At 66.8% G+C, this 14041-nt stretch carries 10 protein-coding genes; 8 read left to right on the forward strand and 2 right to left on the reverse strand.

The features are described 5' to 3' along the window. The first annotated feature begins 55 nt into the window (after nucleotides 1-55). The 4 genes from ACLQ3J_RS09485 to ACLQ3J_RS09500 all read left to right on the forward strand — a co-directional run bounded on the left by ACLQ3J_RS09485 (nucleotide 56) and on the right by ACLQ3J_RS09500 (nucleotide 3610). The gene (locus ACLQ3J_RS09485) at nucleotides 56-886 is read left to right on the forward strand and encodes an IclR family transcriptional regulator (protein WP_169622671.1); all 831 of its coding nucleotides are present in this window, start codon (nucleotides 56-58) and stop codon (nucleotides 884-886) included. Nucleotides 887-993: 107 nt separating this feature from the next. Continuing rightward, on the forward strand, nucleotides 994-2055 hold the full coding sequence (locus tag ACLQ3J_RS09490) for a cupin domain-containing protein (RefSeq protein ID WP_169622672.1): 1062 nt from the start codon (nucleotides 994-996) through the stop codon (nucleotides 2053-2055). A gap of 6 nt (nucleotides 2056-2061) precedes the next feature. Continuing rightward, nucleotides 2062-2883 (forward strand): fumarylacetoacetate hydrolase family protein, encoded by an 822-nt coding sequence (locus ACLQ3J_RS09495; RefSeq protein ID WP_169622673.1) that lies wholly within the window; start codon nucleotides 2062-2064, stop codon nucleotides 2881-2883. Nucleotides 2884-2896: 13 nt separating this feature from the next. Next, a complete protein-coding gene (locus tag ACLQ3J_RS09500) occupies nucleotides 2897-3610 on the forward strand; it encodes a maleylpyruvate isomerase family mycothiol-dependent enzyme (protein WP_425902952.1) in 714 nt (237 codons plus the stop codon). Between the two features lie 165 nt (nucleotides 3611-3775). On the opposite strand, the gene ACLQ3J_RS09505 is transcribed toward ACLQ3J_RS09500, so the two are convergent. Together ACLQ3J_RS09505 and ACLQ3J_RS09510 are read right to left on the reverse strand one after the other, a co-directional pair. After that, nucleotides 3776-4252 carry a hypothetical protein gene (locus ACLQ3J_RS09505; protein ID WP_425902953.1) on the reverse strand — a complete coding sequence of 159 codons (477 nt, stop codon included), beginning with the start codon at nucleotides 4250-4252 and terminating at the stop codon, nucleotides 3776-3778. A gap of 191 nt (nucleotides 4253-4443) precedes the next feature. Next, nucleotides 4444-9921, reverse strand: coding sequence for a carboxyl transferase domain-containing protein (locus ACLQ3J_RS09510; protein WP_425903172.1), 5478 nt, complete (start codon nucleotides 9919-9921; stop codon nucleotides 4444-4446). A gap of 770 nt (nucleotides 9922-10691) precedes the next feature. Here ACLQ3J_RS09510 and ACLQ3J_RS09515 point away from each other — a divergent pair. The 4 genes from ACLQ3J_RS09515 (at nucleotide 10692) to ACLQ3J_RS09530 (ending at nucleotide 14020) form a co-directional block, all read left to right on the forward strand. Continuing rightward, complete coding sequence (locus tag ACLQ3J_RS09515; protein ID WP_422424692.1) at nucleotides 10692-11891, forward strand: hypothetical protein; 1200 nt, start codon at nucleotides 10692-10694, stop codon at nucleotides 11889-11891. 195 nt (nucleotides 11892-12086) lie between these two features. Further along, entirely contained in the window at nucleotides 12087-12506 is a 420-nt protein-coding gene (locus ACLQ3J_RS09520; protein ID WP_240952687.1) for a hypothetical protein, read from the forward strand. A 78-nt stretch (nucleotides 12507-12584) separates the two neighbouring features. Further along, nucleotides 12585-13442, forward strand: coding sequence for a ParA family protein (locus ACLQ3J_RS09525; RefSeq protein ID WP_169622677.1), 858 nt, complete (start codon nucleotides 12585-12587; stop codon nucleotides 13440-13442). Beyond that, entirely contained in the window at nucleotides 13439-14020 is a 582-nt protein-coding gene (locus ACLQ3J_RS09530; protein WP_422424695.1) for a hypothetical protein, read from the forward strand. Before ACLQ3J_RS09525 ends, ACLQ3J_RS09530 begins: the two co-directional genes overlap by 4 nt. Nucleotides 14021-14041 lie beyond the last annotated feature (21 nt).

A 14041-nucleotide genomic window follows, 5' to 3' on the forward strand; every position in this document is an offset into this window, starting at 1 on the left:
TGTGCATGAATCCAACGTTGATGCGCTCACGTGCTCGGTGCAATAAAGTTCTTCTATGCAGAATGCGCCGAAACCAGGCAAACGCATCACGAAGCCGTCGTACTCGCTCGAGTCCGTGGACAACGCGCTGCACCTGCTGCAGTTGCTCCGCGACGTCGGAGCATTGCGGGTGAAGGACGCGGCGGAGGCGCTCGGCACCGCGCCGTCGACCGCGCATCGGCTCCTGGCGATGCTCGTCTACCGGGGCTTCGCCGTGCAGGACGAGAAGCGCCGCTACCACCCCGGTCCCGCGATGGGGGCCGGGCCGGCGAAGCACGGATGGACCAGAGAGCTTGCAGATATCGCGCGTCCGCACATGGAGGCGCTCGCGATGATGACGGGCGAGACCATCAACCTGGTTCTCCGGATCGGGTCGCAGGCACGTTTCCTGTACACGGCAGAAGCGGCAACGATGCTGCGTGTGGGGGACAGGCAAGGCCAGGTACTCCCGGCGGAACTCACCGCGGGCGGGCGCATCCTGCTCGCCGAACTCCCCCGGCGCACGCTCGAACAGCTGTACCTCCGACCGGCGGGCCCGCCGACCATCAGCCAGGGCCCGACCGCATCCGAGACGGACCGGCGGCTCGCTCCCGGTGAGTTCGAGATCTTCGTCAGTGAACTCGAAGCGGCCCGGCGCGTGGGATTCGCCGTCAACGTCGAGCAGACCGAACAGGGCGTCGCGGCATTCGGGGTCGCGGTGCGGAACGGTCGTGGGCACGCGATCGCGGCGCTCACCGCAGCGGTACCCGCGACCCGGTACCGGCAGCACCTGCACGGGCAACTGGTGCAGCAGATGCGGGCGGCGATCCGGGGCCTCGAGGTGGACGTCGCACACATCGAAGGATGAGATCTACGTCAAGATTCCACAGGGAAGAATATTGTGTGCTCTGGCGGACGGTGCGGCATAGGTTGTGATCAACGCCCAACGTGTGTGTCGTTTCGCGAGGAGAAATCATGACCGAGCACGACCCGGAACTGCAGAAGCTCTACGACGATTTCGAGGCCGAGCATCTCGATCCGTTGTGGACGCAGCTCGGGGACCTCATGCCGATGGCGCCGACCTCCAAGGCGGTTCCGTTCGTCTGGAAGTGGTCGACGCTCTACCCGCTCGCGCAGCGCGCGGGCGACCTCGTGCCCGTCGGGCGCGGTGGTGAACGCCGTGCGATCGCCCTGGCGAACCCCGGCCTCGGCGGAGTCCCGTACATCACGCCCACCCTGTGGGCAGCGATCCAGTACCTCGGCCCGAAGGAAACCGCACCGGAGCACCGCCACTCGCAGAACGCCTTCCGATTCGTCGTCGAGGGTGAAGGCGTGTGGACCGTCGTCAACGGTGACCCCGTCGCGATGCGCCGCGGTGACTTCCTGCTCACGCCCGGGTGGAACTTCCACGGCCACCACAACGAGACCGATCAGCCGATGGCGTGGATCGACGGTCTCGACATTCCGTTCGTTCACTACACCGACACCGGATTCTTCGAGTTCGGTTCGGACGGCGTGACCGACGAGGGAACGCCGGACATCTCACGCTCCGAGCGACTGTGGGTCCATCCCGGTCTGCGTCCGCTCGTCGGGCTCGACCGCAAGACCAGCTCGCCCATCGCCTGCTACCGCTGGGAGCACACCGATCGCGCCCTCACCGAACAGCTTGCGCTCGAGGACGAGGGTTACGCCGCGACGCCGGAGCCGGGCCATGCCGCGATCCGCTACACCAACCCGACCACCGGCGGCGACGTCATGCCGACGATCCGCGCCGAGTTCCACCGTCTTCGCGCCGGCGCGCACACCCGCCCCCGTCGCGACGTAGGGTCGCTCGTCTTCCAGGTGTTCGAAGGCCAGGGTCGCTTCGATCTCGGCGGAACCCCTCACGATGTTGCCAAGGGCGACATGATCGTCGTCCCGTCCTGGGTCGAGTGGTCGCTCGAAACCGATGAGGGCGTCGACCTGTTCGCGTTCTCGGACGCACCCATCGTGGAGCGTCTGCACTTCAACCGCACCATCATCTCCGAAGGAGCCTGACCCACCATGCGACTTGCAACTCTCCGACTCGACGGCGCAACCGCTGCGGTGCGTGTCGACGACGACTCCACCGCCACCGTGATCGACGGCTACGCCGATCTGTCCGAACTGCTGAACGACGCAGACTGGAAGGCCGTCGCCGAGAAGGCAGCGGGGAAGACCGTCGACCTCGCCGATGCCGACTACGCACCCGTCGTTCCCAGCCCCGGCAAGATCGTGTGCGTCGGACTCAACTACGCCACCCACATCCAGGAGATGGGCCGCGAACTCCCCGAGTTCCCGACGCTGTTCTCGAAGTTCAAGGAAGCACTCACCGGCCCGTACGACGACGTGATCGTCCCGGCGTACGCCGGTTCGCAGCTCGACTGGGAAGCTGAGCTCGCCGTCGTCATCGGCAAGCAGGCGTACCAGGTGTCCGAGGCCGACGCCGAGGAGTACATCGCGGGTTACTCGGTCATCAACGACTACACGATGCGCGACTACCAGTACCGCACGCTGCAGTGGGACCAGGGCAAGACCTTCGAGAAGACCAGCGGCTTCGGCCCCGTCCTCGACACCGACTACAAGCTCGGCACCAAGATCGAAACCCGCCTCGAGGGTGAGGTCATGCAGTCGTCGAACACCAACGATCTGGTGTTCACCCCGGCCAAGCTGGTGGACTACATCTCGCACATCGTCACGCTGCAGCCGGGCGACGTCATCATCACCGGCACCACAGGTGGCGTGGGCCATGCCCGCAAGCCGGCACGCTACATCCAGGACGGCAACGTCTGCGAGGTCACCATCGAGGGCCTCGGGTCCGTCAAGAACAAGACGATCATCAAGTAGGAGAAGGAAGACCGTGGGATTCAACGATCTCGAACTCTCCGAACGCCTGCTCATCGCACGGCGCGGTACGGCGTACCTGTCGCAGCGGCTCGCGGAACTGACCGACGACGAACTCGCCGGACCCACCCTCCTCGACGGGTGGACCCGCCAGCACCTGACGGCGCATATCGGGTACAACGCGGCCGCACTGTGCCGGTTGATGGATTGGGCTGCCACCGGTGTGGAGACCCCGATGTACGCCTCCACCGAGCAGCGGGCGCAGGAGATCGCCGAGGGCGCCACGCTGAGTCCCGCCGCGCTTCGTAACCTGTTCGCTCACACCGTGGCCCGGCTCGACGAGAAGTGGCGTCACCTGCCGGAGTCCGCGTGGCAGGCGCAGGTCCGGACCGCGCAGGGCCGCTTGGTTCCTGCCGAGGAAACTGTCTGGATGCGCACGCGTGAGGTCTGGATCCACGCGGTGGATCTCGACAACGGCGGACGCTTCGGTGATTTCCCGAAGGTGGTCCTCGAGTCGCTGCTCGACGACATCGTCGGCATGTGGCGGAAGAAGGAACTCGGTGCGGGTATCGCACTCGAGGTAGACGGCGGCAGCACGATCGCCGTGACGCCGGACGCGGAACCCGCCCACGTGGTGCGCGGTTCGCTTCCCGCAGTGGTGCGGTGGGCCGCCGGACGCGGCGCCGTCGGCGTCGAAGGCGGAGACCTGACGCCCCCGCGCTGGCTCTGATCCGATCGAGACGAAAGGCCCCTTCCATCCGAGATGGAAGGGGCCTTCGCCATGGTGTGACCTAACTGGTCGGTCGACAGCGACCGAGGCACGAAGGGCCCCTCCGCGCATGCGCGGCAGGGCTCTTGTTCCGGTGGTCCACCTCGCCGGACGGCGAGCAGGGGCCTAGGTGTGCGTACCGTCCTGCTCGGTGTCATGAGGTCCGGAGTCGTGGTCCGGGTGCTCGCCTTCGTGCTCACGATGGTGGGCACCGGGTCCGCGCCCGTCGCGCAGGCCGTCGCCCGGTCCGCGCTCTGCACGAGGTCCGTCACCCTCCTCGGGTCCGGTCTCGCGGTCCGAATGCGGTCCTCTCGGTCCGTCGGGTCGCTCTCCGCCGTGGCGCGTGCGGTCACCCGGTTCGCGTTCGACATCACGCTGCGCGTCCGGAGCCGTCGCCGAGTCCGGACGTTCGCGGCCCCGATCGGTGGAGTCGTGGGTGTCCTGGCCGTCCTCCGCTTCCTGCGTGTCGTCCTGGGTCTGTGCCGTCACCTGGCCCGGACCTGTGGGCTCGTCGGAGTCCACTGCGGTTGCGATCCCCACCGAACCGGCTGCCACGGCCACTGCCGCGACACCCGCGATGAGCCATCGCTTGTCGATGCGCATTTCCGCACCCCTTTCCTTACTGGTCCTCAGTACCGAAGGTAGGAGCGGGACATGAAACATTCCTGAGAAAGAAGTCAGAAATCGACGTGCATTTCGGACCGGATGGGTTGTGCTGCACAGGGTCTTGTGTCCGGAGGCACACACACAGGGGGCCCGCACCGATCGGTGCGGGCCCCCTGTGCTCGGCCGTGTCAGGCGAGCGATTTCGCCATTCCTCGCTGCACGGCAGCGATGATCTGCGGGCGCAGTTCGGCGGCGGGAACGATCCGGTGCACCGAGCCCATCCGCTGGGCACGCTGGATGTTGTGGATCGCCTCGAACTCCGCAGCGACCTCGCCGAGCTTTTCGGACCGTACCGCGACGCGCAAGGCGCCCAGTTCGACACCGAGACGGGACTTCTCCCCGTCTTCGGCTGCCGCCAGACGTGACTCGATCTCCGTGATGCGGGGATCGCTCGCCGTGCGCTTGTTGACGTCCCGGGTGAAGACCACCGCGGCAGCGGGAGCGCCGCCGAGAACGGACGCGAACGAGCCTTCGACCGCAAGTACTTCCATGTTCTCGTTCAGTGCGCCCGAGAACACGACGAATGCTCCGCCGTGGTACCGGGACACCACCACGAAGACGATGGGACCGTCGAAATTGACGATGGCCCGGCCGATTTCGGCGCCGTACTCGAGCTGCAGGTTGCGCAGCGACTCGGGTGATCCGTCGAAGCCCGACAGATTCGCGAGCACCACGAGCGGCCTGTTTCCGCTTGCGGCATTGATGGCGCGGGCCGTCTTCTTCGACGACTTCGGGAACAACGTCCCGGACGTCCATTGGTCCGGCCCGTCTGTCGGGAACCAGCCCTTGCGGGGGATGGCGCGCGACTCGATCCCGATCACGCTGACCGGGGTACCGCCCAGGTGCGCGTCGAAGACCACCGAGGTGTCGGCGTCGGCCATGTCGGCCCACCGTTCGAGCACGGCGTGGTCCTGGTCGACGACCGAGCGCATCACTGTGCGGATGTCGAACGGCTTCTTGCGATCCGGGTTGGTGTCGGACGAGAAGATCTCGCCGACCGTGGTGAAGTCGCTCGACGGGTGGACGTGCGGGTAGAGGCGCACGTCGCGATCGACCGGGTCGGCGGAGTCGGCTTTGCGCGGGAAGCGCTCGCCGGGAGCGACATAGGCGTGCGCGTAGTGCGCAAAGAGTGTTTCGACCGCTACTCGGAGATTCGGTGCCCAGTACTGGGCCTGGCCGTTCGGACCCATCACGCGGTCGTATCCGCCGATACCGAAGTTGTCCTCCGCGGACACTCCGCCGGAGTAGTCGAGCGATTGCTTGCCGGTGAGCACCATCGCGCTGTCCGGGGTCATGACGAGAATGCCCTTGGTGTGCATGAGCATCGTCGCCTCGGCGTTCCAGTACGGCTGTGCGCCGACGTTGATGCCGGTCACGACGATGTTGATCTCGCCGCCGCTCTGGGTGAACGTGATGATGCGGCGCAGACCCCGCGACACCCAGTCCATGTTCTCGGTACCCGAGTCCATGGAGATCGTGGCACCCGACGACAACGCGAACCACTCGACCGGCGCGCCGAGACTCTCGGCAAGGTCGATCGCGGCCACCAGGCGTGAGCACTCGGCTTCGGCGACGGTGCCGAGTGCCTTGGTGGGATCTCCGAACAGAGCAACCCGGGTCATGCCCTCGGGATAGCGGGGCGTCGGAGTGTCCACGATGCCGACGATGAGGCCGGCGGTGTTGCGGCCGTACGGGCGGTCGACGGCGCCGAACTGTCCCTGCTCGTCGAAGTCGTACTCGACGAACGTACCGTCGCTGCCGGTCAGCAGCGGAATCAGCTCGTAGGGGTACACGGTTCCGCGGGCCCGCGAGCGCTGCACCTTCTGGGTGTACTCGTCGAGCGGCTTGAGCGGTTCCTTGGGCGGCTCGGTGACCCGCACGACGACACCGGCGCCGGAGCGGTACGAGAAGCGCAACGCGACTTCACGCGCGGGCTGACCCGGGTTCTCGCGCAACCATCCGATGACGGTGATCTCCTCGAGGCCCGCACCCACGGTCAACGGTGCGGCACTGCGGGCGATCCGGCGCAGATCCTTCACGTCGAGGTCGACGACGGGCCAGACGTAGAGGACCACACGGTTCGTATCGAGGCGTCGTCCACCGCGTGCGGCCTGGGCGCGGCGCATGCCGTCGAGCGAACTCGCGAGGGCACGTTCGAAGGCGGGCAGGCTCACGATCCGGCCGCTGTCGTCGCGCTGCTGGGTCAGATCCCGCACCTCGGTGAGGGCGATGAAGCGCTCGTCGGACGGATTGTCCCTCGCGACAATGTGATACAGGTACGTGTCCGGGTTGGAGGGCAGGCGCGTGCCGTCGAAGTTCTTCAGTCGCCACAGATCGAGACGCTGCCCCGTCAACGGGTGGATGTCGCGGATGTTGCTTTCCTCGGCGTACCCGGACTCGTAGGCGCGGAAGGTGAACACGTGCTCTTCGGCGATATCGGTGTGGCACACCGTCACCGTCACGCGTCGTGCGCGCGCGATGATCTCGCGGGTGGACAGGACTGAGGACAGCGCCGCGGCTTGAGCGTCCGCGTCGGCCGGCGCGTCCTCCCAGGCGACGTACAGGTCGATCACCAGGTTCTCGACACCGGGCAGCGTCGACGCCGATTGCTCGATTGCGTCGAGTACCGAGGCGAGGCCGGAATGCGATGTCTCCGCGGAGATCAGGTACAGCCGGGTACCCCGCAGATCGAAGTTTCCGGTGACGAATTGGCGCCCGTCGACGACGCACGACCGCACGTCCTCGAGGGTCCGGATCTTGTACGCGCGTCGCGTGATGACTTCGAGCAGCGGACCGGGGACGGTGCCGGGGCGTGAAATCTGCTGGGCGAGAAGGTCGATGAGAGGTTCGGGCGTGGTGACGAGGGACTCGATGCGCTGCGCGTAGTCGGCCGCCTGCGGGTGTTCGGAGAGGTAGGCGAGCGAACCGCGCACCCCGTCGTACACCTGCTCGCGCGCCTTCCGGATCATCGGCTCCTCGAAGTAGCTGTAGCGCAGGTTGCGTGCGGTGTCGCCGATGACCGGGAAGCGGACCTGCGTCGCGACGATCAACCGGTCGAGGACCTCGTTGAGTTCGTGGGAGACTCCGGCCTCCGTGTCGTCGCGTTCGGTCCAGCGCTCGAGCAGTGCGGTGACGACCGGCACGTGCGTCTCGATACGTTCGAGCGCGAGGAACAGCCGGTATACGGCGTCTTCGAGGTCGGGGGTGCGCGCGAGGTCGGTCACGTCGTAATGGCGCAGCGCGCGCGAGAGGCGAGCACGGAAGCTGTCGGGCAGGCCGCCTACTTCGACGTCGAGCGACTGCAGATAGCCGTGGAAGAACTCGCGGGGGCTGTGCACGCGGTCTTCGGTGTTCCGCTCTTCGTCGGTCGGACGGTTGCGCGACAGGTCGCAGACGTCTGCGAACGTGGTCAGCAGAGCGAGTTCGGCGCGCACGAGATCACACGACCGCACACCTGCCGAGAGACGCTCGTATTCGGCGAGAAGCGCCGCGGTCCGTTTGGCCGAGACGTCGTACCCGGTGATGAGCGCTCCGAGCGAATCGAGCCGCGCCAGCGCATCCGCAGCGAGATCGTCGCTGAGCGCCGGTCCGGGGGTGGGGAACTCCACGCGCTCGACGGCTTCGGTGACGACTTCTTCGACGATCTGGTCGACGCGCAGCAGCGGGGCGCCGGCGTCCACCTGAGCATTGACGACGGCGAGGATCTCGCGGACCTTACCGGCGAACGGAGCCCGGACGGCGGTCTCCATCTTCATCGACTCGAGAACGACGAGCGTCTGCCCGGCTTCGACCTCGTCGCCGACCGCGACGGGGACGGCAACGACGACAGCGGGCGCCGGAGTGCGGACGACTCCGGCCTCGTCCTGGCTGATCTGGTGGCTGATCCCGTCGACCTCGACGAGGAAATGGGCGGGCCCGGCTATCGAGACGACGTGGTGGCGGCGACCGTCGAGCGTGAGCCGCGATTCGTAGTCTCCGAGACGTTCGAGTTCGACGTCGAACTCGGTCACTCCGGTGTCGAGCCGGTAGCGGTGCGGTCCGACCTGGCCGACCACGAGTTCGTACGCCTGACCCTGGTAGCTCAGTTCGATCTTGCGGCCGACGGCATGTCCGGCGCGTGGCCGGCCGCCGCGTGCGGACGCGAGGAACGCGGTGCGCTCGCGGGCTTCGTCGGCGTTGTAGACGTCGACGGCGGTTGCGACGAGTGCGATGTCGGCGACTCGCGTCGGTCCGGACTCGCTGCCGGCACCGGTGCGGTCGAGCCAACCGGTGTCGGCGGACGCGTCGACGACCTCCGGGCGGTCGAGCAGGTCGAGCAGGAACGATTTGGTGGTGGTGCCTCCGTCGAGGACGACCGTCGTTTCTCGCAGGGCGGTGCGCAGGCGTGCGAGCGCTTCGCCGCGGTTCCGTCCCCAAGCGATGACCTTGGCGACCATCGAGTCGTAGTCGGGAGGGATCACGTCTCCCTGCGCGATGCCCGTGTCCACCCGCAGGCCGGACCCCAGCGGGAATTTGAGCAGTTGCACCGTGCCGGGCGCGGGCGCGAACCCGTTGGCGGCATCCTCGGCGTTGAGCCGTGCCTCGACCGCGTGGCCGAATTCCGGCGGGCAGTCACCCACGAGGGGCTCTCCGGAGGCGACGAGGATCTGGAGTTTGACGAGGTCGATGCCGGTGGTGACCTCGGTGATGGGGTGTTCGACCTGCAGGCGGGTGTTGACCTCGAGGAAGGTGAACGTCTTCAAGTGCGGCTGGTAGAGGTACTCGACGGTTCCGGCGCCGCAGTATCCCGCGGCCCGGACGAGGTCGGCGGACACCGAGCGCAGGTGGTCGGACTGTTCCGCGGTGAGCAGCGGGGAAGCCGATTCCTCGATGACCTTCTGGTTCTTGCGCTGGATGGAGCAGTCACGCACGCCGGGAGCCCACACGTTCCCGTGCGTGTCGGCGATGACCTGCACCTCGACGTGGCGCGCGTCGGTGACGAGGCGTTCGATGAAGACGACGGGGTCGCCGAAGGACCGTTCGGCTTCGCCCTGCGTGCGCTCGAGTGCCAGTTCGAGTTCGTCTTCGGCGTAGACCTTCCGGATGCCGCGGCCGCCACCGCCGGAGCGCGCTTTGATGATGAGCGGGTAACCGATGGCCTGGGCATGACGCCGCGCGTCGGCGCGGGACTCCACGGGTCCGCCGGACCACGGGGCGACCGGCACCCCGACCTTCTCGGCGAGCAGTTTGGCTTCGACCTTGTCCCCGAGGAGACGCATCGCATCCGCGGACGGACCGATGAATGTGATGTTCAGCCGCGCGCACAGGTCGGCGAAGACGGGATCTTCCGCCACGAATCCCCAGCCGACCCAGACTGCGTCGGCTTTCGCTTCGAGGAGTGCGCGCTCGAGTTCTGCGTGATCGAGGTAGGAAGTCGCGGCCGTCGTCGAAGGGCGAAGGGTGACGCCTTCGTCGGCCTGACGGACGAACATGGCACGGCGTTCGGCGTCCGTGTGCAGAGCGATCGTCTTGATGCCGTAGCCGTGTTCGGAGTTGAGCTCCCGGACTGCCCGGATGAGGCGGACTGCCGCCTCACCCCGGTTGACCACTGCGATCCGCTTGAACATACTCGTTGCCACCGTTCTCCATGGTTGTGCGCGTGGGTGCCGCGCGTCGAAAGCTCCACCCCGATGAGGAAGACAATTTATCCGGTCTTCGGTTCCTACGTCACGGATCGGTAAACGTGAGCGGGAACATCGATCGGTCGGCTCCTCGTGCTGTGTGGTGGGCATGCGTGTGTCGATCGCCGACGCTGTGGTTCTGTCGAACCGAATCGTCAAGGCGGTGCGAACGCGCCCCTGTCCTCATCCGGTGGCCGTCGCCATCGACGACACACACCCCCGTGCGGATGGAAACGCCCCGTACGGGTAACAGCATGGCCGAAACATGAGGCTTTGTCACGTTTGGCTTCCCGAATCGGCGTGACCTGCGGAAACCGTTCCTTTTTCGGGTCTCGAACGTTGCCGTACAGGGCTTTTCGGGGGTCGTCCGCGGGAAGGAGGGCCGGCTGCGGTGGGCCCGTTCGCTCGTACCGCGCGGTAACACCGGTGGGTAACTTGCAGCGGGGCCGACTGCCCTCGTCGTACCGTCGGGTAGGCGTTTGTGCCGCAACGATTTTGACAATCCGGAGGTGCGTGTGGCCCGATGGAGGATCGAGCCCGGCTCTTTCTGTGACATCGATCACGAATGGTGAATACGGCGTCCGCTCAATCGAACTGATGCGCCCGCACACGCGTGCCGAAGTCTCGTCCGGGCAGTGCGAGGTCCGTCGCCGGGCCGATCGAAGACCGCGGTTTTCTGGGACAGTGGAAGACAGTAAGGCGACGAGGAGGCCCCGATGCCCGGCTCAAACCGACCCGAAGTATCCGACGAGTTCGAAACGCCCGACCTGCGACGGAAACGCATCGCGGGACAGGTGCGCCGTTGGTGCGATCGGTGTGCCATCGACGGCAGGCACGGCCCGCTCTCGGATGCGGCGGCACTCGCGCTGGCCGCGGGTCATCTCGACGAATCGGCACGCACGGTCCTCGCGAACCGGCGGCGTGCCGGTCGGCGATTCCCCACCGTCGACGGTTTCGGAGCGTTGCGCCTTCTCTCCGACGAGCATGCTCATCTCGTGGCCCGCCTGGGCAGGCAGCGTCCCGGGGCCGCCCGCCTGGTCCTCGAATACCGCGCGAACGAACTCGCCAAGCGCCTCCGCGCTGCCGAGCAGGCCATCGTGCATTCGCCGTCGCACTACGCGCAGGGTGTGCGTGCGGTTCGCAGGGATCGCCGCGATGGGCTCCACCTCGAACTCGATCAGCGAGAAGCGTTGTTCGCGGCGTTGCGGCAGACTCCGGCGCCGCTGCCGGTCGCGCCCGCCGAACAGGCCCGAGGTGCCGCCCTGTCCGTGGCGGTGGACCGTGTGTCGCGGTGGTCGGAGCGCACCCCCGCCGCAGACGCCGGCCGTCGAGCGGCGGATCTCCTCGCGCGCCGGATGCCGGAGGACGACGACCGGTTCGTCGACCGGTACGACACCCTGTTGTTCCTGGCGGGCTCCCTCTACGACCGGATCGAGTCGTCGGCGGCGTGGCGCTCCGAGTACTTCGCGGTACAGCGGGCCCAGCTCGATCTGGCCGAGGAAATCACTCAGATCGCCGTCGATACGGTGTCGTTGCGCGGACTGCTCGCGGAATTGGGCGCCGCGATCGGGAGTATCCCGGGCGAACGGGGCGCCGGCGCACGGGCTGCGCTGGACGCGCGGGTCGCGGCGCTCGATCCCGTGTGGGACCAGCTTCTCGCCCGGGTGGCGGCGCTCGCCAGGATCGGCGATCTGCTCGGAAACGCGGAAAGCCGGATGGGCATGGTCGACGTCGCACGCCGCACCGCGAGCCTCGACGAGCGTATCGACGATCTCATCGGGCGGTCGGGCGCGCGCGAGCTCTCGGCCGAGAACACCGACTTCGTCGGAGACCAGTTCGGGTCGGCCGCGGAACTCATCGGTTCGCTGCACACCGCGCTCCGGAGCGACATTGCGGAGCTCACCGGCAAGGATTGACCGTGTCCGTTGTGTCCGGTCACAGGTTTCCCGCGTGTGGCAGGGTCCGGCCACCCAGTCCCCAAAATGTGAGACGCCTCACTGGTGCAAATGTCCGATTCGGTGGTAGCTTCCTCGCGTTCATCTGGGGGTCGAATGACGGGGGTGGCGTGGGTGTTTGCACGACGGGTATCGGCAGGGGTAGCAGCCGGAGTCATGGCGATGGTCATCGCAGGATGCGGGGGGGATCCTGCGGTGACGGTGGTGGACGATCCCCAGCTCGAATCAGCGTTCAGCGAGGTGCTCGCCGGCGGTCAGGAACGCACGCTCGGTGATCTCGCGCAGGTTGCGGACCTGCAGGGGGAGGACTGGGACCGGATGTACTACTTCCGCGTTCCTCTGCTCATGAGCGAGGTCAACCGCATCCTCGATACCTCGGGTCTCGTGTGGAAGGACCTCCCGACGGTGGGCGCCGAAGGAATGATCGTGTTCATGTCGGAAGGGCGCGTGGTGCACGCGGTCGTCGACCGCGCGCCTGCGCTTGCGCTCAGCGGGTTCGCAACTGCCGACTCGGTCGTCCGCGCGGATACCTCGGGCGGGCTGGAGAGAGTCGGTGTCGAGGCGAAGGGCAGATAAGACCGGACGTCATGTTTGTCCGGATCGCGGTGTACGTTTCTATCGGAAGAGCAGTCGATCTTTCCGAAGAGGTGCACGGTGGCGCGGGTAATCGCGACGATCAACCTGAAAGGTGGCGTCGGTAAGACCACGACGACCGCGGCGTTGGGCGAGTTCATGGCCGCCGAGTTCGGGCAGCGGGTACTGCTCGTCGACCTCGACCCCCAGACGAACCTCACCACCATGATGATCGGTGAGGAGCGCTGGAAGGAACTCAACGAGCTCGACCGCACCCTTGCGGCGCTGTTCCGGGGTGCGATCGAATCCGATACCGCGTCGTTCGACATCGAGAAGGCCCTTCAGCACGACGTCTCGCCGGTCCGGGCCGTGCGCGGGGTGGATCTCCTGGCGTCCTCGCTCGATCTCATCGAGATCCAGGAGGGTCTCAGCCACCGGCAGTATGCGGATCCCGGGTCGCATCGGCCGATCGAGATCCTCACGAAGGCGATCGAACCGATCGCCGATCGATACGACTACATACTCCTCGACTGCCCGCCCAACCTGGGCATGCTCACCCTCAACGGTTTGAGATCGGCCGACGGGTATCTGATCCCGACCATCCCGGACATCCTGTCGACGTACGGAATTCCCCAGCTGCAGAAGCGTATTCAGGAGTTTGCGCAGCGCACGGGCCATCCCCTCCGGGAAATCGGTCTGGTCATCACGAAGTATCGCAGCGCTTCCAACCTCCACCGCAGCATCATCGAACAGTTGCAGCGTGACGACCGGATCGCCGATGTCGTACCCGCGTGGGTTCCGGAAGCGAACCAGATCGCCGCCTCCGCGGAGTTCGTGCCGTACGGCACTCTCAAACGCAAGTACGGCAACACGGGGCAGTTCGACGCGCTGCGGATTCTCACCGAGACCATTCTGATGAACGCGCAGGTGTACCTGTGACGAAACCGGACACCGGCGAGGCTCGTCTGCGCATGCAGATCGGCGAAGCGACCGCGGCACTGCTCAGGCTCGACGACACCGCGCCGGGGACGGCGGGACAACTCGTCGCGCTCGTCCGGGTCGTCGCCGACGAAGCGGCCCGTACGCCCCGCTTCGCGAAGTCGCTGTCGACCGTGCTCTCGCAGGGAGCGTTGTCACCGGGAGCGGGACCGGCAGCCGGGCCAGGAGGCGCCTCGAACGTCCGATATGCGCTCGGGGCGGCGGACCCCGAAAACACAGCCCCGGCTCACGACACAGCCCCGGAAGGGAGCGTAGCCCCGGCGCAGAAAGCGCCTGCTCGTCGCGGCAAGCGCGCGCCCGGCCCGTTCGACCCGTTCGCTGTCTACCGCGAAGCCGGCGAGCCCGGGCTGCGGGTGCAACTCGACGTCCTCGACGCGGAGCGGCTCAAGGACATCATCGCCGAGCATGCGATGGACTACGACAAGCTCGCGATGCGGTGGCGCACGCCCTCGAAACTGCGTGATCGCATCGTCGAACGGGTCAAAGCCCTGACCACGAAGGGGGACGTATTTCGGTGATGCTTCACAGAAACTGTCGTT

Source organism: Rhodococcus sp. DT1 (assembly GCF_049844875.1).
Classification (GTDB): Bacteria; Actinomycetota; Actinomycetes; order Mycobacteriales; family Mycobacteriaceae; genus Rhodococcus.

Coding starts and splice junctions, on each gene's coding strand:
- ACLQ3J_RS09485 (WP_169622671.1), top strand. CDS start 56: ATGCAGAATGCGCCGAAACCAGGCAAACGCATCACGAAGCCGTCGTAC.
- ACLQ3J_RS09490 (WP_169622672.1), top strand. CDS start 994: ATGACCGAGCACGACCCGGAACTGCAGAAGCTCTACGACGATTTCGAG.
- ACLQ3J_RS09515 (WP_422424692.1), top strand. CDS start 10,692: ATGCCCGGCTCAAACCGACCCGAAGTATCCGACGAGTTCGAAACGCCC.
- ACLQ3J_RS09510 (WP_425903172.1), bottom strand. CDS start 9,921: ATGTTCAAGCGGATCGCAGTGGTCAACCGGGGTGAGGCGGCAGTCCGC.
- ACLQ3J_RS09505 (WP_425902953.1), bottom strand. CDS start 4,252: ATGCGCATCGACAAGCGATGGCTCATCGCGGGTGTCGCGGCAGTGGCC.
- ACLQ3J_RS09520 (WP_240952687.1), top strand. CDS start 12,087: ATGGCGATGGTCATCGCAGGATGCGGGGGGGATCCTGCGGTGACGGTG.
- ACLQ3J_RS09495 (WP_169622673.1), top strand. CDS start 2,062: ATGCGACTTGCAACTCTCCGACTCGACGGCGCAACCGCTGCGGTGCGT.